Genomic DNA, 20,359 nt, shown 5'->3' with positions numbered 1-20,359 from the left:
CTGCTCTGCTTCAGAAGTCGAAATTTCCTTCAAGCTTTTGAACCAAAAAAGGCATCCCACGTTGGCGGGATGCCTTTTTTGTTCAGGATTTGTAACGCTTATTCTTGCTTACTTGGTCCCTTTTTTCTTGCTTTTTTCAGTTGCCGGTGCGGCTGCTGGCGTAGCGGCTGCCGTAGATTGCCCCTCTTTCGCGATCACTTCACCCGTCAGATTCAGGGGAATCGACGTGCGTTCTGCGTTGCTCACTACCGTCACATTCTTATTGAATGACCCCATGGAAGCCGCGTTGTAAGTTGCTTTCACAAAACCCTTCTGGCCTGGCAAAACGGCGCTCTTGGTCCAGTCTGGCGTTGTACAACCGCAAGAAGGCTGAGCGTTCGAGATAACGACGGGATCAGTACCGGTGTTGGTAAACTCAAACGTGTAGGTGACCGGTGTTCCTTGCGGAACTTTACCAAAGTCGTGTGCTTCTTTGGTGAATTTAATAACGCCTTTCTGAGCGAAAGCAATTGTCGTAATTGCCAGAAATACCACGATTAGTGAAAAAGCCTTTTTCATTTTCTTTTTAAAATTTAGTTACAAAACAAACGGGTAGACTACTTACTTTACAATCCTGTTATACAATTTATACTACAAAAGGGTTGCCAAATGACGGTTTGCCGGATAAATCCCGGCACATGTTCGCTTAACAAAGAAAGTCAAAAAATCGTTTTTTTGAAAGCTGTGAAACTTTATATTATTTTTACTCCGATCGCCGGAGTTACTTTGTTTGTTCAATGATAGTTATTTGGGGTATCCACTTGAAAACCACCGACAAATCATTGAACAGGCAATTAATCGAGCAAACAAGTACCTCTAAAACTGTGGCCGTTCTGTGATTGCAAACGAACAATTAAATATAACCGATACGCTGACGCAGGAAAAAATCCTGCAAGATTATCGACTGGCTTGTGAAAGCCGCCACGCCAGCTTGCTGGGTCGGCGCGAGGTAATGGGTGGACGAGCCAAGTTCGGCATCTTCGGCGACGGCAAGGAAATTGCCCAGCTTGCAGCCGCTCACGCCTTTCAGGCTGGTGATTTCCGTTCGGGCTACTACCGCGATCAAACGTTCGTAGCGGCTCTCGGCGAACTCCGGTGGACCGAGTTCTTTGCCCAGCTTTACGCCCACACCGACATTGAAGCCGATCCCAATTCGGCAGGCCGTCAGATGAACGGCCATTATGCCACTCGCTGGCTCGACGAACAGGGGCAGTGGCGGAATCAAACCGAACTTTATAACTCCGTTGGTGATATTGCCCCGACGGCAGGCCAGATTCCAAGATCACTTGGGCTGGCCTACGCATCGCGGCTGTATCGTCAGAATACCCATCTACATCTTTTGACGACGTTCTCCCGAAATGGTAACGAAATTATTTTCGGAACGATTGGAGATTCTTCGACTTCACAGGGAATGTTCCTCGAAACCATGAATGCCGCCGGGGTTTTGCAGGTACCGCTGCTGATGTCGGTCTGGGACGATGGCTACGGCATTTCGGTTCCAGTTGAGTATCAGACCACCAAAGCCAGCATCTCGAAAGCACTGGCGGGTTTTCAGCGGACGGAGACGGAAAAAGGAATTGAAATTCTGACGGTGAAAGGCTGGGATTATCCGGCCTTGATCGAAACCTACCAGAAAGCCGCCCGCATTTGCCGCGAGGAACACGTTCCCGTACTGGTTCACGTACAGGAAGTTACCCAGCCACAGGGCCACTCGACCTCCGGTTCGCACGAACGGTATAAAACCGCCGAACGCCTGGAATGGGAACGGCAGTATGACTGCAACCGGCATTTTCGCCAGTGGATTCTGGAAAATGGCTACGCCACCCACGACGACCTGGATGCGATTGAACGGGAAGCCGTACGCGTTACCAAAATGGCCCGCCAGGAAGCCTGGAATGCGTATCTGGCGTCGCTAAAAAGTGATTTTGAGGAGGCTATGGCGCTGTTACAACAGGCCGCCGAAACGGCCAGACAGGGCGAACCCATTGCCGCACTCCGCGAACAGCTGCGGACTACGCACGTACCGATTCGCCGGGATGCCACGGCGGCCGTGAAACGGGCCTTGCGGTATTTACGAACCGACGACACGGAAGCCAAACAGGGCCTGCTGGCGTGGTTGCATCGGACGAACGCCGAAAATGAAGACCGGTATAGTTCCCATTTATACAGCCAATCGCCGGATTCACCGCTGAAGGTGACGCCCGTTGCGGCCCGTTATACCGACGAAAGCCCGCTGATCGATGGCTACCAGTTGATGCAGCGGTATTTCGATAGCCTCTTCGGTCGCGATCCCCGGGTGGTGGCGCTGGGTGAGGATGTCGGGTATATTGGTGACGTCAATCAGGGGTTTGCCGGTTTGCAGGAAAAATACGGCGATTTACGCATCACCGACACCGGTATTCGGGAAACCAGCATCATTGGCCAGGGCATCGGCATGGCCATGCGCGGCCTGAAACCCATCGTCGAGATTCAGTATTTCGATTATGTTTTTTACGCCCTGGCCACACTGACCGACGACCTGGCCACGCTGCATTACCGTACCAAAGGGGGGCAGAAAGCGCCACTCATCATCCGGACGCGCGGCCACCGGCTGGAAGGCATCTGGCACTCGGGTTCGCCCATGAGCGCCATGGTCAACAGCCTGCGCGGCCTGCATATTCTGGTGCCGCGCAACATGACGCAGGCGGCCGGTTTTTACAACACCCTCATCAAAGGCGATGATCCGGCGCTGCTGGTCGAATGCCTGAACGGATACCGCCTGAAAGAACGCTTACCGGACAATCTGGACGAGTTTTGCCTGCCGCTGGGCGTTCCGGAAATTCTGCGCGAAGGCACCGATATTACCATTGTGACGTACGGATCGATGTGCCGGATCGTGCTCGAAGCCGCCGACCAACTCCGGCAGTTCGACATTCACGCCGAAGTGATCGATGTACAGACGTTGTTGCCGTTCGACCGGTCGCATGCCATCGTCGAATCCATTAAAAAGACGAACCGGGTGCTGTTTGCCGACGAAGATTTTCCGGGGGGCGGTTCGGCGTACATGATGCAGGAAGTGCTTGAAAAACAAAATGCGTATCGCTACCTCGATTCACCTCCGCGAACGCTCTCGGCAAAAGCCCACCGCCCGGCCTACGGTTCCGATGGTGATTATTTCTCCAAACCCAATACCGAAGACGTCTTTGACGTGGTTTATGAATTGATGAACGAAGCAGAACCCGCTCGTTTTCCGAAATTATATGGAGAGAAAAGAGGTTAGACTAAAGAGGAAAGACGCCGGCATGAACCAATCCAGTCTTTGCTCTCTAGTCTAACTTCTCTATTCTATTACGAAATGAGTCCGTACTTTAAAGATATACAGGAAGGCATCCAAACGACGCTGACGGGGCTAAAACTAACGTTCCGGCACTTGTTGGGTGCCCGACAGAGCCGAAAACCCATCAACGTCCAGCAAGCGGATTATTTCGGGCCGGACGGCGGTATTGTGACCCTTCAATATCCATTCGAAACCATTCAGGTGCCGGACAATGGGCGCTACCGGTTACACAATGAAATGGACGATTGCATTGTCTGCGATAAATGCGTGAAAGTGTGTCCGGTCGATTGCATCACCATCGATGCCGTCAAAGCCACGGAGGAAGTCGGAAAGGCGTCGGACGGTTCGCCGATCCGGTTGTATGCGGCCAAGTTTGACATCGACATGGCCAAGTGCTGCTACTGTGGCCTTTGCACCACGGTTTGCCCGACGGAGTGCCTGACCATGACGAAGACCTACGACTTCAGCGAGTATGAGCTGGGCAACATGACGTACCATTTTGCCAATCTGTCGCCCGAACAGGCGGATGAAAAGCGGAGTTTGTACGAACAGTTTGTGCGGGAAAAAGAAGAACTCAAGGCCCGGCAAGCCGCTGCCAAAGCCGCCACAACCGCAGCGCCCATGCCGGAAGCACCGAAAAAACCGGTATTCCGGCCGGGTATGAAACCGGCACCGAAACCCGTTGAAACGGAATCTGAACCCACGGCCGCGCCCGTGGCGCAGGAACCCGCGGTGGAAGCGACTGCGGCACCAGAAGCCCCGGTTTCCAAGCCGCGTCCGGTTTTCCGACCGACGCTAAAAACGCCGGCTCAGCCACCGAAAGAAGAGGAAAAACCGTTGACGGAGCAAAATTCGGCGGGTTCCGTGGCCGAACATCCGCTGACGGACGTGACGCCGGACGAAGCCGAACGGATTGCGATGGAAGGGTTGGAAAAACCGGCCGAAGAACCAAAACCGGTCGCAGCCAAACCCGCCTTCCGGCCCACCCTGCGCCCGAAAGTGGCTCCGGCAGCCGGGGAATCAAAGCCGGTGGAAGCGGCTGGCGATGCGTCGGCACGTCGGGAAACAGCGGAAGAAGAAGCAAAACCCGTTGCGGCCAAACCGGTTTTTCGGCCCACATTAAAGCCCAAAACGGCTCCGCCGATCGCCGAATCGAAGCCTGCTGAAGAACCAAAACCGGCGGAGCAACCAGCCGCAGAAGACGAAAAACCGGTTGCGGCCAAACCGGCTTTCCGGCCAAGCATGCGGCCCAAAACGGCACCAGTTTCGCCCGTAGAAGAGCCCAAACCGGCGGAACCGGTTGCAGAACAGCCACCCCTTCCAGAAGAAACCACCGAGCCACCGGTCGATGAGCAAAAACCGGCCGAACCGGTCAAACCGCGTCCGGTTTTTCGGCCCACACTCAAACCGAAACTGCCGCCTAAAGGCGAATCCTAATCATCCGGTAAAACCCCAAACTTGTGGTTCAACTCGTTTTTTATCTGTTCATTGTTTTCACGCTCGGGTCGGCGCTGGCGGTTTTACTGACCAAAAACGTACTCTATGCGGCTTTCTTTCTGTTGCTGACCTTGCTGGGCGTTGCGGGTTTGTTTGTGCTGGCGGGGGCCGATTTCCTGGCCGTTTCGCAAATCATGATTTACGTCGGGGGCGTTTTGGTGCTGATTATTTTCGGGGTCATGCTGACGCACAAACCCGATACGGGAAAAACTGATTTTACCCAACCCAACTTCATTCTGACCAAACACCGCAGCTGGCTGTGGGCCTTGCTGGTGGCAGGTGGGATTTTCAGCGTTTTGTACCGGGCGCTGGTGCGGGGAAATTTCGTGCTGCTGAATCAGCAAGCGGCTTCGTACCGGTCGACGGTCGATACGATAGGGCGGCAACTGATGACCGAATTTTTGATACCGTTCGAAATGGCGGGGGTTCTGTTGCTGGTGGCCCTGATCGGTGCCACGACGATTGCGGCTTCGTCAAGAAATAAATAATTCAACTATGGAAATCAATTCCGGCTTATTCCTGCTCGTCGGAGCCGCGTTGTTCAGCATCGGGCTGGCGATCGTGATTCTGAAACGCCACGCCATTATGGTTCTGATGGGCATTGAACTGATGCTGAATGCGGTCAATCTGAATCTGATTGCCTTTAGTCAGAACGACCCGGTTCGCTTGCAGGGGCAACTGTTCAGTCTTTTCGTGATGATCGTCGCGGCCGCCGAAGCGGCCATTGCCCTGGCCATTATTTTGCAGGTCTACCGGCATTTCAACACCGTTCAACTGGATGAGCTGAATGAGTTGAAGAAGTAACGTACCCACGGCTCCCGTTTAGTCCGTGTGCTTATAATCACACTTTATAGCCTAGAAGTAGTGAGAATCTCACGGACTAAACGGGAGCGCCCGCCGGTCCGTGGGTACGTTCGACAGGCACCTGATTGGTCTGTTTGATAGCCCCCATTCCGCCTTCTACATTGATCAGGTTATCAAACCCGCGGGCTTTCAGGATCGAAGCCGCCACCATCGACCGGTAGCCGCCCGCGCAGTGAATATACACCGGCTTTTTTTTGTCGATCTCCGCCATGTGATCATTCAAATTGTCTAACGGCAGATTCTCGGCATGCTGAACGTGCTCGAGGGCGAACTCGTCGGGCCGGCGCACATCGATCACGGTGCCTTTTCTGTAGAGCCTGGCAAACTCCTCCGCCGAAACGGAGGCAATGTCATCCACTTCCTTACCGGCTTTCTGCCACGACGAAAAACCGCCTTCCAGATAGCCAATGCTGTGATCATAACCCACGCGGGCCAGTCGCAATACGGTTTCTTCTTCCTGCCCAACCGGCGTTACGAGCGCGATGGGTTGCTTCAAATCCGGAATCAGCGCCCCCACCCAGGGCGCAAACTGGCCGTGTAAACCAATGTTGATGGAATTGGGAATAAAGCCTTTCGCAAATTCCGGCGCGTCACGCACATCGAGCACCAGGGCTCCGGTTTCGTTGACGGCGGCTTCAAAGGCCTCCGGCGACAGCGCCTGATGGCCCCGTTCCATAACCTTGTCGATGGCTTCGTAGCCTTCTTTATTCAGCCGCGCATTTTCCGCAAAATAGGCCGGAGCTTTCGTCAAGCCGTCCAGAACCGCTTTGATAAATTCGTCTTTCGATTTGGCCTGAAGCGCATAATTGAACCGCTTCTGATTGCCGAGCGTATCCGTCGTTTCCTTGCTCATGTTCTTCCCACAGGCCGACCCGGCCCCGTGGGCCGGATACACGATAACATCGTCTTCCAGCGGCATAATCTGGTTATGAAGGCTATCGTAAAGCATTCCGGCCAGATCGTGTTCGGTCAGATTGCCTTTGATGGCCAGATCCGGACGGCCCACATCGCCGATAAACAAGGTGTCGCCGGTAAAAATAGCGTGGTTTTTACCAGCTTCATCAATCAGCAGGTAGGTCGTCGATTCCAGCGTATGACCGGGCGTGTGGAGCGCTTTGATGGTTATTTTCCCCACGGAAAACACTTCGCCATTCCGGGCATGATGAGACGCAAAGGTGGTTTGAGCATTGGGGCCGTAAACGATGGTTGCGCCCGTCTTTTGGGCCAGATCGATATGGCCGGAGACAAAATCGGCGTGAAAATGCGTTTCAAATACGTATTTGATCCGGGCGCGGTGTTGTTCCGCTTTTTTTAAATACGGAGCGGTTTCACGAAGTGGATCGATAACGGCGGCTTCCCCGTCGCTTTCAATGTAATAAGCTCCCTGCGCCAGACAGCCAGTATACAATTGTTCAATGATCATTTACTACTTTCTTTAAAGAGGATATACAAAGCAACGCCCAGCACGAAAACGCCGAAACCGCGTCTGAGCTGAGTCGGTGGAATGAACCGGGACAGATAGACGCCCAGAATGATTCCGCCGATGGAAAAAGCCGTAAATTCGAGCAAAAAACGCCAATCGAGATCGTTCCGGTGTAAATCGCCCAAAAAACCGACGAACGAATTGACCGAAATGATCAGTACCGACGTGGCAACGGCCCGGTGCATCGGCAAACCCGCCAGCAACGCCAGCATGGGCACAATCAAAAACCCGCCCCCTGCGCCGATAGTTCCCGTCAGCAACCCGACGCCGAGCCCGTCGAGTGCCAGCAAACCCAGCCGGGGCCGTTCCGGACTTTGCGCTTCCTGGTTCGGGTTCGGTTGCCGAATCATGGCCTGTGCGGCCAGTATCATGACAAAGGCAAAAAAATAAAGAATCGCATCATTTTTGGGCAAGACAAAGGAACGGTACTGAAACAGCGGATCCGGAATAACGGGCACCAAAAACCGCCGGGCGAGAAACACCGAAAGAAAGGACGGGATGGCAAAAGCCGCCGTCACCGTAAAGTCAATCTGCTTTTTGATTGCATACTCGATTGAGCCCACCAGGGAGGTGGCACCCACCACAAATAATGAATAAGTGGTGGCCAATACCGGTTGAATATGAAAAAGGTACACAAAAATTGGAACGGTCAGAATGGAACCGCCACCACCCGCCAGGCCGATCACGAATCCGGCGACGATAGCCGATAGAAAACCCGCGACTTCATCGATACGCATGCCCAAAATTCGGGAAACTTTTCCAAACCGGAGGGGTCATAAACTAAAAACTCCTAAAACTCTACCGAGTTTTAGGAGTTTTTAGTTTTATTAAAAATCAGTCTGCCTGAAAAGGGGAATTTATAGCCTTATTTAGCCCGCAGTTTGCTATGATACCGCCCGTAGGCGAAATAAATGAACAAGCCGATAGCCATCCAGACGATGAGACGAGTCCAGTTTTCCCAACCCAGGCTCAGGATCATTGAAAGGCAAACGAGCGCGCCCAGCGGACACACAATCATATACATAGGCGTTCTGAACGGACGAACCAGATTCGGGTCGGTCTTGCGTAAAATCATGATGCCCAGGCAAACCAGAACGAAGGCAAACAAGGTTCCAATGCTGGTCATATCGCCCACAACACTATCCGGAATGAAGGCCGCAAAGATCGATACAAACACAAAAAACACCCACTGCGACCGGTATGGCGTTTTGTATTTCGGGTGTAGTTTTGAGAAGATCGCCGGTACCAGACCATCTTTACTCATGGTGTAGAATACGCGCGTCTGACCCAGGAGCATCACCAGAATGACCGAAGAAAAACCGGCCAGAATGGCTACCGTTACCAGCGATGCCAGCCACTCATAACCCGGCATATAATGCGTGATGGCGTAAACGACGGATGCTTCTCCCCCGTGGCCCATGAATTCCTTGTAAGGTGCCAGACCCGTCAGTACGTGGGAAAACAGAATGTATAAAAACGTACAGATCGCCAGCGATACCAGAATACCGATGGGCATATCTTTCTGCGGATTCTTGGCTTCCTGGGCAGCCGTCGATACCGCATCAAAACCGATGAAGGCAAAGAACACAATACCGGCTCCCCGCAGCACACCCAGCCAGCCGTGGTTCAACGGATCAGCGTAATTATGGATTTGCCCCGTACTAAGGGTAGCCGTTCCTGCATCAGCCGGAATCAGATAGGGCACGTGGTTGGCCGGATTGATGAATTTCCAGGCCAGGGCAATGATCAATAGGACGATGCTTACTTTAACAATGACAATGATGTTATTGAACGTCGCCGATTCCTGCGTTCCTCTGATCAATAACAGACTCAGCATCAAAAGAATAAAGACGGCGGGCAGGTTGATGATTCCGTGTACACCGGCTTCACCGGCATACATTCCCAGACCGTCGCTGATCTGAAAGGGGGAGTGACACCATTGATAGGGTATGTGAAACTTGAAGAAATCGTAGAAAAGGGCGTTCAGGTATTGCGACCAGCCGATGGAAACCGTAGCGGCACCCAGGGCATATTCCAGGACCAGATCCCAGCCAATAATCCAGGCGATAAACTCGCCCATCGTGGTGTAGCTGTAGGTATAAGCACTTCCGGCAATCGGAATCATCGACGCAAATTCGGCATAGCACAAACCGGCCAGCGCACAGGCAAAGGCGGCAATGGCGAACGAAATGGTTACCCCCGGACCGGCGTGACCACCAGCCGCAGCGGCCGTTCGGACAAATAACCCGGCTCCGATGATAGCCCCAATTCCTAACGCGATCAAATTCGTTGAAGTCAACGTGCGTTTTAACGTACCCTCCTGGCTGATTGGATCAAGGCTCGTCGGATCGGCCGACGTCTCTTCCATGAGTTTGGTGATAGATTTCTTCGCCCAAAGTTGGTTTTTGGTTTGCGTTGATGCTTTGGTAGACTCCATATAGGACCGAATAAAATTTTACGAAATAAATGTTTTGCAAAATAACGCTTTTGCGGTCTTAGTCAATACGAAGGAATCGAAATATAAAAAAGGGATAAAGATCATTGTTGTCTTTATCCCTTTTTTATTCTCAAACCTTACGCTTTAGCGCGTGCAGCTTTTCCGGTTGCCGGCACCTCCGGGGTGGCCGTTGCTTCATTGAGCTGGTCACGGCTCAAGGCATCGACCACAATGGGCGTGGCGACAAACAGGGACGAATACGTACCGACAATGACCCCGATCAGCATCGCGAACGAGAAACCGCGGATGGTTTCACCACCGAAGAAAAACAACACGATCAGCACCAGCATCGTGGAAAGCCCCGTGACGGCGGTGCGGCTCAGCGTGCTATTCAAGGCGTTGTTGATAATAACCGGGATACTTTCTTTACGGCCTTTTGAGTCGTTCAAATATTCCCGGACGCGGTCGAAGACGACGACGGTGTCGTTCATCGAGTACCCCATAATGGTCAGCAAGGCACCGATAAAGGCCTGATCGACGTCGAGGGAGAAGGGTAAGAATCCGTTGCCAATCGAGAAAATAGCCAGGATGATCAACACGTCGTGAAACAACGCAACCACCGCTCCGTAGCCGAACGCCAGCTTTTTAAACCGGATCAGGATGTAGCAGAACACGACGGCGACGGCCAGCAAAATGGACCAGAGCGCGGAGTAAATCAAATCGTTGGCAATGGCCGGACCTACTTTCTGTGAGCTTTCGATCGACCCTTTATTTCCCTGAATTTTAGTCAGACCACCCAGCAGTTTGGACTCCGTCTGCTTGTCGGCTTCGGGTGTCGTTGCGTCGGCCAGATAGCTGGTGGTGATCCGAACCTGGTTGGCAGCTCCAATACCGGTACCACCGTAGGTTTTTACTTCCAGCGAACCGGGTAGCGCACTTTCCAGCGCATTCCGTACATCGTCGGTGCTCACGCTATTCTCGAAACGAACCACATACGAGCGTCCGCCTTTGAAATCGACCCCCAGACCGAAGCCTTTAAAAATAACGGAAATAATCCCCAGACCGATAATGACCGATGAAATGGTGTAGTATAATTTCCGGCGCGATACGAAGTCGAAGGCAGAATCTTTGAACAGATTCCGCGACCAGCTGGTACCAAACGGCAGCGTTTTGCCATTTTTCACGTATTGTTCCAGAATAATCCGGGTGATGAAAATAGCGGCAAACAACGACGTCAGAATACCGATCACGAGCGTGGTGGCAAAACCCAGAATCAGGCCTGTTCCGAAAATAAACAGGATTACACCGGTCAGCAACGTAGTAACGTTCGAGTCGATAATGGACGAATAGGCGTTCGTAAACCCGTCGGCAATGGCCTGTTTAAACGGTTTTCCTAAAGCAAGTTCTTCTTTGATCCGTTCGAAAATCAGTACGTTGGCATCCACGGCCATACCAATCGTCAACACGATACCGGCAATACCGGGCATCGTCAATACCGCTCCCAGCGAGGCCATGATGCCCAGCAGGAAGAACAGGTTGACAAACAGGGCCAGGTCGGCAATGAATCCGGCGCTGCCGTAGTAGGCAACCACAAAAATCAGGACGATGATCAAACCAACCACCGACGAAAGAACCCCGGCCGAAACCGCTTCTGAACCCAGTGTGGCTCCCACAACGGCTTCCTCCACAATGTTGGTTGGCGCGGGTAACTTACCGGCTTTCAGGATGTTGGCCATATCCTTGGTTTCTTCCACCGTGAAGTTTCCGGAAATGCTGGAGCTACCGTTCGGAATCTCATTCTGCACCGTTGGGGCCGTATACACCAGGTTGTCCAGGATAATCGCTACGGGGCGGTTGATGTTAGCCGCCGTCAGCGCACGCCATTTGCGGGCACCTTCCGCGTTCATGCGCATGGTTACTTCCGGACGGCCCCGGTCGTCGTAGTCATTCGTGGCATCCACGATCACATCACCTTCCAGGGGCGATTTACCCGCTGGTTTGCGGATGAAATACAACGGCAGAATTTCCTTGCTATCGTTGGTCGTGATCGGTTTGCGATCCCACAGCAGAACCGCATCCGCCGGGAACAGGGCTTTTACGTTCGCCCGGCCCAGAATATCGTTGGCACGAGCGGTATCTTTCAGGTACACACCCAGTTGGTTCTGCGAAATCGGCACGAACAGGCTCGTCAAGGCCGCATTCTGGGCGGCCGTTGCCGAAGTGTCTTTTTTAGCGGTATCGCCTTTAGCGGCTTGGTTTTTCTGCGCTAACTGAGCCGCCAGGGAGTTGTCTTTTTTCGTTGTGTCGGTGGTGGCTGCCGCCGTCGGCGTACCCGCTTTTTGGGTAGCCGCAAGTTTCCGCTCGGCTTCCATCTGCACGAGGTAGGCACCCAGTTGATCCAGTCCACCGGCGACGTCGTTCAGCGTGTAGACTTCGGCAAATTCCAGTTTGGCCGCACCGGACAACAGACGACGAACGCGTTCCGGATTGTCGACACCCGGTAATTCGATCAAAATCCGGCCCGAACCCGGCAACCGCTGAATGTTCGGGTTGGCTACCCCAAATTTATCGACCCGCGCCTGAATGATCTGGAACGCCCGGCTGATGGAACCGTCGACTTCGTCGTTGATCAGTTTCCGAACTTCGGCATCCGACGACTGGAAGTTGATCTTCCCGCGGTTGGTGCTGTTGGCAAAAATGGTCGCCAGCTTGGTATTGGGAGACACCTCTTTGAAGGCGCTGATAAAATTATCCACAAATTTCGACTGGCCCGACTTCTGAGCTTCGGTCGCCTTTTTCAGCGCCTGTTCGAATTTCGGATCGCGGGAACCACCGGCCAGACCGCGCAGGATTTCGGAAGGAGATACTTCCAGCACGACGTGCATACCACCCTGTAAGTCAAGACCCAGGCCCAATTCGCGGGTGGTTACTTCTTCCAGCGTGTTGCCCAGATAAACCGGTTCTTTCCAGAGTGAATCGATGTAATGCTGTTTTTTGGAAATATCGACATCACCCTTGGAATTGGTAGCGTAGGTAGTCGCGTCATTTTTGATGCTGTTCGACACGAACGTAAACGACAGATAGTAAATGCACAACAGTGCAATTACACCCGTCAGAATGAGTATTCCGACTCGGTTTTGCATTAGTAATTAAGAATAAAGAGAAAAGATGTGAGACAGTAGAAATTGAAGAAATGGTTGTGAGAAGAAAAAAGAGATGATTTCAAACCGTATCAGTTACTGTTTTTTGTCTTTACTCTCTTGTCTAACTTCTCACGTCTAAGAAATCAATCAGGGTGCATTAATGGCAATGTGATGCCCGAAAACGTAGCGAAAAAACGAAAAATAGAAATAAGGAATCTCAGAATACCGGGGAATAACCGTTTGTTTCAGTACAAAGAAAAGTACTGGCGGAGGCAGCAGATAAACCGTTTGCGCGAACCCAAACGTAAGAGCTGGCGTAACGACGGCATCAAACGAGGTTGCCTGAACAACGACCTGTTGGGCATTGTTGGCCGCTTTTTCCTTTTTCGGCGTTTGAACAGTTTGCTTTACCAAACGTTGTTCAACAGTCAGCCACGACGGCCCGCCCGATGCTACCAGCAGCAGCAACCCGGTCAGGAAGAGGCTCATCAAACGAATATAGTCGTTACGCTGTTGCTTCATGGATGCTTCAAATCGGTTCGCCGGAACGAGGGGAACAAATTTCGCGATAGTTCGGCAAGAAAGCAAATTCGTTTTTTCAGGCATTTTTTAAAGAAGTCCACTAACTTTCGCCCAAATACGTAAAAATGACGTTACAGGAGTTTATAAAATTGGCCCTAGCCGAAGATGTTGGCGACGGCGACCACACGTCTCTCTCGACCATTCCGGCCGATGCGCAGAAACGCGCCCGCCTTCTGGTGAAGCAGGACGGCGTTTTGGCGGGTGTTGAAGTGGCCGAAGCGGTTTTTCGGGAAGTTGACCCGGAGTTGGAAGTACACGTCCACATTGAAGACGGCCGGGCGATTCATTACGGCGATATTGTGCTGACCGTCAACGGCCGGGCGCAGTCGATTCTGAAAGCCGAGCGGCTGGTGCTGAACTGCATGCAGCGCATGAGCGGTATTGCCACCCACACGCGGGCGATGGTAAGCCTGCTGGAAGGGACGAAAGCCAAATTGCTGGACACCCGCAAGACGACACCAAACTTTCGGATTTGCGAAAAAATGGCGGTCAAAATTGGGGGCGCCATCAACCACCGCTTTGGTTTGTTCGACATGATTCTGATCAAAGACAACCACCTCGACTACGCGGGCGGTATTGAAGCGGCCGTTACCAAAGCCGTCGATTATCTTAAAACCACCGGCCGTTCGTTACCCATTGAAGTGGAGGTCCGGAACCGGAAGGAAGTGGAAGAGGTTTTACGCATCGGCCAGATCAATCGCATGTTGTTGGACAATTTTGAACCGGCCGAGTTGAAAAAGATGGTGGAACTGATCGACGGACGGATCGTTACCGAAGCGTCGGGCGGTATTAACGAAACCAACCTGCGTGCGTATGCCGAAACCGGCGTCGATTACATCTCGTCCGGTGCGCTGACGCATCAGGTCAAAAGCCTGGACATGAGCCTGAAAGCCTATTAGCACCTCCGCTCAACTTCCTTTTCTCCGCCCAACTCCGCGACACAAAAACTATTTCGCGGAGTTGAGCGGAGAAAAGGGAGTTGAGCGGAGATTTTATAAGTTACTTTTTGTTTAGACACTATGGCAACGATTCCACTCACTTTAGATGAAGAAATCCGGCAGATCGGCTACATCAGCCGCTCCACGCCGAAAGATAAACAGGTTTTGATGGACGAAATCCGGCGGATGAAGAAGGAGAAAAACGCCGTGATTCTGGCCCATTATTACGTCGATGGTGACATTCAGGACCTGGCCGACTACATTGGCGACAGCCTCGGTTTGTCGCAGCAGGCAGCCGCCACCGATGCCGACATGATTGTGTTCTGCGGGGTGCATTTCATGGGCGAAACCGCCAAGATTCTGTCGCCCGACAAGAAAGTCGTCATTCCCGACATGAACGCCGGCTGTTCGCTGGCCGATTCGGCTCCGGCGGATGAATTTGCGGCTTTCAAGGCGAAATATCCCGATCACATCGTCATTAGTTACATCAACTGCTCGGCGGAAATCAAGGCATTGTCGGACATCATCTGTACGTCGTCGAACGCCGTGAAGATTGTCGAGTCGTTACCCAAAGACCAGAAGATCATCTTTGCGCCGGACGCCAACCTGGGGCGGTTTGTGGCCAAGAAAACCGGTCGCGATCTGGTGTTGTGGGATGGTGCCTGCATTGTTCACATTGACATTTCGCTGGAAAAACTGACGGCTTTGCGCCAGAAATATCCCGAAGCCAAGTTCATTGCCCACCCCGAATGCCAGGAGCACATTCTGAGTCAGGCCGATTTTGTGGGTTCGACCACGGCTTTGCTGAAATACGTGATGGAGCAGCCCGACGAGGTGTTTATTGTCGGCACCGAAGCCGGTATTCTGCACAAAATGAAGCAGTCGGTGCCCAACAAGAAAATTATTCCGGCCCCGGCAAGCGAGAACAACACCTGCGCCTGTTCGGAGTGTCCGTACATGAAAATGAACACGCTCGAAAAGTTGTACAATACGTTGTATTACGAAAAACCGGAGATTTTTGTCCCGGAAGATGTGCGCGTGAAAGCCGAAGCATCGGTTTTGCGGATGCTGGAAATGAGTAAGGGATTGTAACCAATTCGATCAATGGAACTGACTGTTCAAGTTGGATTTGAGGAGTTATTAAGCTTGATAAAGAAACTCCCTGCCGAACAAAAAACGATTGTGAAATCTGTACTGGAAGCTATCGAAACAGACGGTGACACGGCACCTGTTAACTCAGAACGACCGCTAGGAACTATGAAAGGGTTGGTTGTTTATATGTCGGATGACTTTGACGAGCCCTTAGATGACTTTAAGGATTACATGTAGTGTATGAATTATTTGCTTGATACTCACGTCCTGCTTTGGATGCTTGATGACAAAGATAAATTATCTAAAGAGGCTGAATCTGCTATCACGGATCGTTCAAATACGTTGTATGTTAGTACAGCTACATTTTGGGAGCTGGCCGTTAAAAAGAGTTCGAATAAACTAACTCTTGACCGCTCACTTCTATCGATTATGGATACGTTAGCCGAACTGGACATCCGTATTTTGCCGATCAAAGCGATACATGTATTTCCTATTGAAACCCTTAAAACCTATCATCGCGACCCATTTGACAGAATTATTATTGCTCAGGCAATGGTGGAAGAATTGACGGTTATTAGCAAAGATGCGGCCTTTCCTTTTTATCCAATTTCTGTACTTTGGGATTAATTCGTCTGCATTATACCATGCCCCAACACTTCGATTTCCTCGTCATCGGCTCCGGCATTGCCGGACTGAGCTATGCCACTAAACTGGCCATTCATTTTGAAGAAACCGGCCAGCCCGTCCGGATTGCTGTCATTACCAAAGTCCGGGCCGACGAGACCAATACCAAATACGCCCAGGGCGGTATTGCCGCTGTCTGGGCCGTGGAGGATTCTTTTGAGAAACACATCGAGGACACGATGATTGCGGGCGACTTCCTGAGCAAACGCGAGGTGGTCGAAATCGTGGTGCGCGAAGCCCCCGAGCGGATTCGCGAACTGATCGACTATGGCACCCGGTTTGACAAGGAAGACGACGGTGACTACGACCTGGCCCGCGAAGGCGGCCACTCCGACCACCGGATTCTGCACTTTAAGGACATTACCGGGGCCGAAATTGAGCGCGCGTTGCTGGAAAAGACCCAGTCGTTGCCCGCTATTCAGGTTTTCACGCATTATTACGCCGTTGATCTGATCACCCGCCACCACCTCGGCGAAACCGTTCACCGCTACGATACCGACAACCGCTGTTTTGGGGCTTATGTGCTCAACACGCATACCGGTCAGGTCGAAATGTTTCTGGCGAAAACGACGCTGCTGGCCACGGGCGGGATTGGCAACGTTTATCAGAGCACCACCAACCCGACCATTGCAACCGGCGACGGCATTGCAATGGCCTACCGCGCCAAATCGATCTGTAAGGACATGGAATTCATTCAGTTCCATCCGACGGCGCTCTATGAACCGGGCAAAAAACCGAGTTTCCTGATCTCCGAAGCCGTCCGTGGTTTTGGCGGTATTTTGAAAACCATCAAAGGCGAAACGTTCATGGAAAACTATGACGACCGCCTGTCGCTGGCTCCGCGCGACATTGTGGCCCGCGCCATCGACTCCGAAATGAAAAAATCCGGTGATCCGCACGTCTATCTGGACGTGACGCACTGCGATTTCGAGAAATTTGTCGAGCATTTTCCCAACATTACCGCCTATTGCCGCGACAATCTGGGCATCGACATCCGGAAAGATTACATTCCGGTGGTTCCGGCGCAGCACTATTTGTGCGGGGGAATCAAGGTCAACGAGTTTGGGCAAACCAATATCAACTTCCTGTATGCCGCCGGAGAATGTTCGTGTACCGGTTTGCACGGCGCTAACCGGCTGGCGTCCAATTCCTTACTCGAAGCCGTGGTTTTTGGTCATCGGGCGTATCTGAAAACCGTTGAAAATTTCAACGAAGCTTCCATTCCCGATAATCTGCCGGAATGGAACGATGCCGGAACAACGCACCCGGAAGAACTCGTTCTGGTGACCGAAATGCAGCGGGAACTGGAATCGATCATGTCGAACTACGTTGGGATTGTTCGCACCAACCGGCGGATGAAACGGGCGATGGACCGGCTGGAACTGATCTATCTGGAACACGAAGAACTCTACCGCCAATCGAAAGTGTCGAACCGGATTTGCGAGTTGCGGAACATGATTGAAGTCGCGTATCTGATCATCAAAGCCGCCATGGCCCGGCACGATAACCGGGGACTGCATTTTAATCAGGACATCGAAAAAGAAACCGCTTAAACGTCCACTTCGCCGGTTTCGGCTTCCGGTTCGGCGTTGGACGGGTGGCCGTGCAATACTTCGAGCAGTTCCTTAACCTGATACACCGATTTGTTGTAGCGGTTTCCCAGAAGAATAATCACAAAATCATCCTTCGGGCTGAACCAGAACAGGCTGTTGTATCCTTTCCACCAGCCCGTGTGGTAGATGTATTCGGGCTGGTTCTGGTTGTTGACGTACATCCGAAAACCGTAGCCGTAATTCTTGGTGCCTTTGCGTTCGAAACTGCGGGGCAGGAAGGCTTCGGCCAGCAGCGTTTTCCGGAGCAGACAGTCGCCATTCAGGGCGCGATACCACTTGAAAAGATCGCCGACGGTCGAATAGATGCCCTTGTCGCCCACCACGTTGTCGTAGTAATCCTTCGGGATCCGGCGGTTCCACTGGTAGCCCGCCGTGCGATCCCGGTTGATGGAGTCATTGGGCGTGGTGGCCACCCACGTATTTTTCATACCCAACGGCTCGAAGATATTTTTTCGGGCAAACTGGTCGAACGACATCTTCGTGATTTTCTCGATAATGGCCGCCAGAACGCAGTAATTGGTGTTGCTGTAGCTGAAGGTGCGCCCCGGAATGTTGTAGCGCTGGGGCGTGGGATGCACGTTCGCAAACCAGTACATGATCTCGGAATTGGTCGGATACGGTTTTTCGAATTTGTAAAAATTGGTCCGCATGCTGTCTTCGAACGCGTACGCATAATTGGGCAGACCGCTGCGATGCGACAGCAGATTTTCGACCGAGATCCCGTGATAAGGGAAATCCGGAAAGAACTTTTGAATCGTATCGTTCAGCTTCAGTTTGCCGGCTTCGATCAGTTTGAGCGTGGCCACCGCCGTGAAGGTTTTGGAAAGCGACGCCAGCTGGAACTTGGAATTGATGGTGAGCGAGTCGCGGGAAGATTTCTCGAAATGCGCCAGTCCGAACGAGTTTCGGTACAGAATAACGCCCTTCTGCGCAATCAGAACGTTGCCGTTGAAACCGGCGCGGACCTTTCCCCGAATGATTTCTTCAATTTTCTGAATTTTTGCCTCCGCACCGATTTGCTGCCGGATAGCCCGCTCCTCGGCCGCACTCAAGGTCTGTTCTTCGGCGCAATTATGCATGGCATTCGCCGAACGCTTCAACTTCCTGTCTTCACTCGAATCACACCCGACGATGATACAGATGGCAATAATTCCCGCCCAAATTCCCGAAACTCTCATTCCATTACGTTGATATGCACTGACGCGCCCCTGAACTAATCCTGTACTGATTGCAAACAAAAATACATTTTTTATACGGACACCGCAGGGCTTTTTTATCGAATGCCTGGATAGGAACACAGATTGGACGGATAAGACGGATCAAAATCGGATTTTATCCGTGTGAATCCGTTTGATCAGCGTTCCTATCAAAAATCAGTATTTATAATTCGTCAGTTCTTCTTTTTCCAGCAGACCAAACGCTTGCTGCATTTTCGCCCGGTCAAATTCGTTCTCGTTGTTGGCGATAAAAATCGTGGCGACCGTATTGCCGATGATGTTGGTGATCGAGCGGGCTTCCGACATAAACCGGTCGACGCCCAGCAGCAACGCCAGCCCTTCGACCGGAATCACCCGAACCGCCGTCAGCGTCGATGCCAGCACGATAAAACCGCTTCCGGTTACGCCCGCGGCCCCTTTCGATGTAATCATCAGAATGCCGATGATGGTCAGTTCCTGCCCCAGGGTGAGATCCACGCTGAAAACCTGCGCCAGAAAAATCGTCGCCATCGACAGGTAAATCGTGGTGCCGTCCAGATTGAACGAATACCCCGCCGGAATCACCAGCCCCACCACCGACCGCGAACAGCCCATATTTTCCAGTTTATCCATCACCTGCGGCAAGGCCGACTCCGACGACGATGTTCCAAAAACGATCAGCAGTTCTTCTTTGATGTATACCAGCACCCGCCACAAACTAACGCGGTAATAGCGCAGAATCAGGTTGAGCACCACAAAAATGAACAGAAACATGGTGAGGTAAACCGTTCCCATCAGTTTAGCCAGCGGTAATAAGGTCGCCAGTCCGAATTTGCCGATGGTATATGCCATACCGCCCAGCGCACCCAGCGGAGCCAACGTCATGACCACATTCAGGATGTTGAAAAACACCCGCGACAGCTTTTCGAAGGTTAAAATCAAGGAATGGCCGCGCTCACCCATTCGCGTGAGTCCGATGCCAAACAGAACGGAAAAAACCAGCACTTGCAGGATTTCGCCCTCGGCGAAGGCTTTGATGGCATTATCGGGAACGATGTGCATGAAAAACTTGACCCAATCCAGGTCTTTTCCCTGCGCAGCATACGCCGAAATATCACCGCCTTTCACGGCGGCTGCTTCTACCCCGGCACCCGGTTTCACCCAGTTGGCAATGACAATCCCGATCACGAGCGCCACCGTGGTGACGATTTCAAAATACAAAAGCGCTTTCCCTCCTACCCGGCCAACCTTCTTGAGATCGCCCATATTACTGATTCCCAACACGATGGTCAGGAAAATAATGGGTGCAATCACCATTTTGATCAAATTGATGAATACGTCGCCGAGCGGCTTGAGTTTGGCCGCCGTGGTCGGAAAAAAGTGACCGATCAGAATACCGATCGTAATGGCGACCAGGACGCGGAAGGTCAGGTTGTTCAGGAGTTTGCGCACGACAAAGGGTTGAGTGAGTAAAC

General features: G+C 52.2%; 17 protein-coding genes. 9 read left to right on the top strand and 8 right to left on the bottom strand.

Annotated features, from left to right (window positions below; genetic code table 11):
- Positions 1-108: 108 nt before the first annotated feature.
- Positions 109-558 carry a DUF1573 domain-containing protein gene (locus tag EHT87_RS28975; protein ID WP_124910284.1) on the bottom strand — a complete coding sequence of 150 codons (450 nt, stop codon included), beginning with the start codon at positions 556-558 and terminating at the stop codon, positions 109-111.
- Positions 559-874: 316 nt separating this feature from the next.
- On the opposite strand from EHT87_RS28975, the gene EHT87_RS28970 reads away from it, so the two are divergent.
- The 4 genes from EHT87_RS28970 (at position 875) to nuoK (ending at position 5,656) form a co-directional block, all read left to right on the top strand.
- Positions 875-3,298, top strand: a complete 2,424-nt coding sequence (locus EHT87_RS28970) for an alpha-ketoacid dehydrogenase subunit alpha/beta (protein WP_124910283.1) — start codon at positions 875-877, stop codon at positions 3,296-3,298.
- A gap of 75 nt (positions 3,299-3,373) precedes the next feature.
- Positions 3,374-4,792: a 4Fe-4S binding protein gene (locus tag EHT87_RS28965; RefSeq protein WP_124910282.1), complete on the top strand. Its 1,419-nt coding sequence runs from the start codon at positions 3,374-3,376 to the stop codon at positions 4,790-4,792.
- 23 nt (positions 4,793-4,815) lie between these two features.
- Positions 4,816-5,340, top strand: a complete 525-nt coding sequence (locus EHT87_RS28960; protein WP_124910281.1) for an NADH-quinone oxidoreductase subunit J family protein — start codon at positions 4,816-4,818, stop codon at positions 5,338-5,340.
- 7 nt (positions 5,341-5,347) lie between these two features.
- Positions 5,348-5,656, top strand: coding sequence for an NADH-quinone oxidoreductase subunit NuoK (gene nuoK / locus EHT87_RS28955; protein ID WP_124910280.1), 309 nt, complete (start codon positions 5,348-5,350; stop codon positions 5,654-5,656).
- Between the two features lie 76 nt (positions 5,657-5,732).
- On the opposite strand, the gene EHT87_RS28950 is transcribed toward nuoK, so the two are convergent.
- The 5 genes from EHT87_RS28950 to EHT87_RS28930 all read right to left on the bottom strand — a co-directional run bounded on the left by EHT87_RS28950 (position 5,733) and on the right by EHT87_RS28930 (position 13,301).
- Positions 5,733-7,139, bottom strand: a complete 1,407-nt coding sequence (locus EHT87_RS28950) for an MBL fold metallo-hydrolase (protein WP_124910279.1) — start codon at positions 7,137-7,139, stop codon at positions 5,733-5,735.
- Complete coding sequence (locus EHT87_RS28945; RefSeq protein ID WP_124910278.1) at positions 7,136-7,936, bottom strand: sulfite exporter TauE/SafE family protein; 801 nt, start codon at positions 7,934-7,936, stop codon at positions 7,136-7,138. Before EHT87_RS28945 ends, EHT87_RS28950 begins: the two co-directional genes overlap by 4 nt.
- 128 nt (positions 7,937-8,064) lie before the next feature.
- On the bottom strand, positions 8,065-9,636 hold the full coding sequence (locus EHT87_RS28940; RefSeq protein ID WP_124910277.1) for an amino acid permease: 1,572 nt from the start codon (positions 9,634-9,636) through the stop codon (positions 8,065-8,067).
- A gap of 137 nt (positions 9,637-9,773) precedes the next feature.
- Positions 9,774-12,779: a protein translocase subunit SecDF gene (secDF, locus tag EHT87_RS28935; RefSeq protein ID WP_124910276.1), complete on the bottom strand. Its 3,006-nt coding sequence runs from the start codon at positions 12,777-12,779 to the stop codon at positions 9,774-9,776.
- A gap of 147 nt (positions 12,780-12,926) precedes the next feature.
- Positions 12,927-13,301 (bottom strand): hypothetical protein, encoded by a 375-nt coding sequence (locus tag EHT87_RS28930; RefSeq protein ID WP_124910275.1) that lies wholly within the window; start codon positions 13,299-13,301, stop codon positions 12,927-12,929.
- A 125-nt stretch (positions 13,302-13,426) separates the two neighbouring features.
- On the opposite strand from EHT87_RS28930, the gene nadC reads away from it, so the two are divergent.
- The 5 genes from nadC to nadB all read left to right on the top strand — a co-directional run bounded on the left by nadC (position 13,427) and on the right by nadB (position 17,628).
- Positions 13,427-14,260: a carboxylating nicotinate-nucleotide diphosphorylase gene (gene nadC, locus EHT87_RS28925; protein WP_124910274.1), complete on the top strand. Its 834-nt coding sequence runs from the start codon at positions 13,427-13,429 to the stop codon at positions 14,258-14,260.
- Positions 14,261-14,467: 207 nt separating this feature from the next.
- Positions 14,468-15,391: a quinolinate synthase NadA gene (gene nadA / locus EHT87_RS28920; protein WP_374756048.1), complete on the top strand. Its 924-nt coding sequence runs from the start codon at positions 14,468-14,470 to the stop codon at positions 15,389-15,391.
- Positions 15,392-15,403: 12 nt separating this feature from the next.
- Complete coding sequence (locus tag EHT87_RS28915) at positions 15,404-15,628, top strand: DUF2281 domain-containing protein (protein ID WP_124910272.1); 225 nt, start codon at positions 15,404-15,406, stop codon at positions 15,626-15,628.
- A gap of 3 nt (positions 15,629-15,631) precedes the next feature.
- Positions 15,632-16,018: a type II toxin-antitoxin system VapC family toxin gene (locus tag EHT87_RS28910; protein ID WP_124910271.1), complete on the top strand. Its 387-nt coding sequence runs from the start codon at positions 15,632-15,634 to the stop codon at positions 16,016-16,018.
- A gap of 17 nt (positions 16,019-16,035) precedes the next feature.
- Positions 16,036-17,628 (top strand): L-aspartate oxidase, encoded by a 1,593-nt coding sequence (gene nadB, locus EHT87_RS28905; RefSeq protein WP_124910270.1) that lies wholly within the window; start codon positions 16,036-16,038, stop codon positions 17,626-17,628.
- Here the strand turns inward: nadB and EHT87_RS28900 are convergent.
- Positions 17,625-18,866 (bottom strand): serine hydrolase domain-containing protein, encoded by a 1,242-nt coding sequence (locus EHT87_RS28900; protein ID WP_229321444.1) that lies wholly within the window; start codon positions 18,864-18,866, stop codon positions 17,625-17,627. The two genes, nadB and EHT87_RS28900, sit on opposite strands and share 4 nt — an antisense overlap.
- Before the next feature lie 195 nt (positions 18,867-19,061).
- Complete coding sequence (locus EHT87_RS28895; protein WP_124910269.1) at positions 19,062-20,336, bottom strand: dicarboxylate/amino acid:cation symporter; 1,275 nt, start codon at positions 20,334-20,336, stop codon at positions 19,062-19,064.
- Positions 20,337-20,359: the final 23 nt, after the last annotated feature.

The sequence above is a fragment of the Larkinella knui genome, from assembly GCF_003858645.1.
Classification (GTDB): domain Bacteria; phylum Bacteroidota; class Bacteroidia; order Cytophagales; family Spirosomataceae; genus Larkinella; species Larkinella knui.
This window is presented reverse-complemented; position numbering and strand designations above follow the sequence as displayed.

What these genes read in the sequence shown, in the direction of transcription:
- EHT87_RS28975 (WP_124910284.1), bottom strand. Translation starts at nt 558, where the DNA reads ATGAAAAAGGCTTTTTCACTAATCGTGGTATTTCTGGCAATTACGACA.
- EHT87_RS28965 (WP_124910282.1), top strand. Translation starts at nt 3,374, where the DNA reads ATGAGTCCGTACTTTAAAGATATACAGGAAGGCATCCAAACGACGCTG.
- nuoK (WP_124910280.1), top strand. Translation starts at nt 5,348, where the DNA reads ATGGAAATCAATTCCGGCTTATTCCTGCTCGTCGGAGCCGCGTTGTTC.
- EHT87_RS28950 (WP_124910279.1), bottom strand. Translation starts at nt 7,139, where the DNA reads ATGATCATTGAACAATTGTATACTGGCTGTCTGGCGCAGGGAGCTTAT.
- EHT87_RS28945 (WP_124910278.1), bottom strand. Translation starts at nt 7,936, where the DNA reads ATGCGTATCGATGAAGTCGCGGGTTTTCTATCGGCTATCGTCGCCGGA.
- EHT87_RS28940 (WP_124910277.1), bottom strand. Translation starts at nt 9,636, where the DNA reads ATGGAGTCTACCAAAGCATCAACGCAAACCAAAAACCAACTTTGGGCG.
- secDF (WP_124910276.1), bottom strand. Translation starts at nt 12,779, where the DNA reads ATGCAAAACCGAGTCGGAATACTCATTCTGACGGGTGTAATTGCACTG.
- EHT87_RS28930 (WP_124910275.1), bottom strand. Translation starts at nt 13,301, where the DNA reads ATGAAGCAACAGCGTAACGACTATATTCGTTTGATGAGCCTCTTCCTG.
- nadC (WP_124910274.1), top strand. Translation starts at nt 13,427, where the DNA reads ATGACGTTACAGGAGTTTATAAAATTGGCCCTAGCCGAAGATGTTGGC.
- nadA (WP_374756048.1), top strand. Translation starts at nt 14,468, where the DNA reads ATGGACGAAATCCGGCGGATGAAGAAGGAGAAAAACGCCGTGATTCTG.
- EHT87_RS28915 (WP_124910272.1), top strand. Translation starts at nt 15,404, where the DNA reads ATGGAACTGACTGTTCAAGTTGGATTTGAGGAGTTATTAAGCTTGATA.
- EHT87_RS28910 (WP_124910271.1), top strand. Translation starts at nt 15,632, where the DNA reads ATGAATTATTTGCTTGATACTCACGTCCTGCTTTGGATGCTTGATGAC.
- nadB (WP_124910270.1), top strand. Translation starts at nt 16,036, where the DNA reads ATGCCCCAACACTTCGATTTCCTCGTCATCGGCTCCGGCATTGCCGGA.
- EHT87_RS28900 (WP_229321444.1), bottom strand. Translation starts at nt 18,866, where the DNA reads ATGAGAGTTTCGGGAATTTGGGCGGGAATTATTGCCATCTGTATCATC.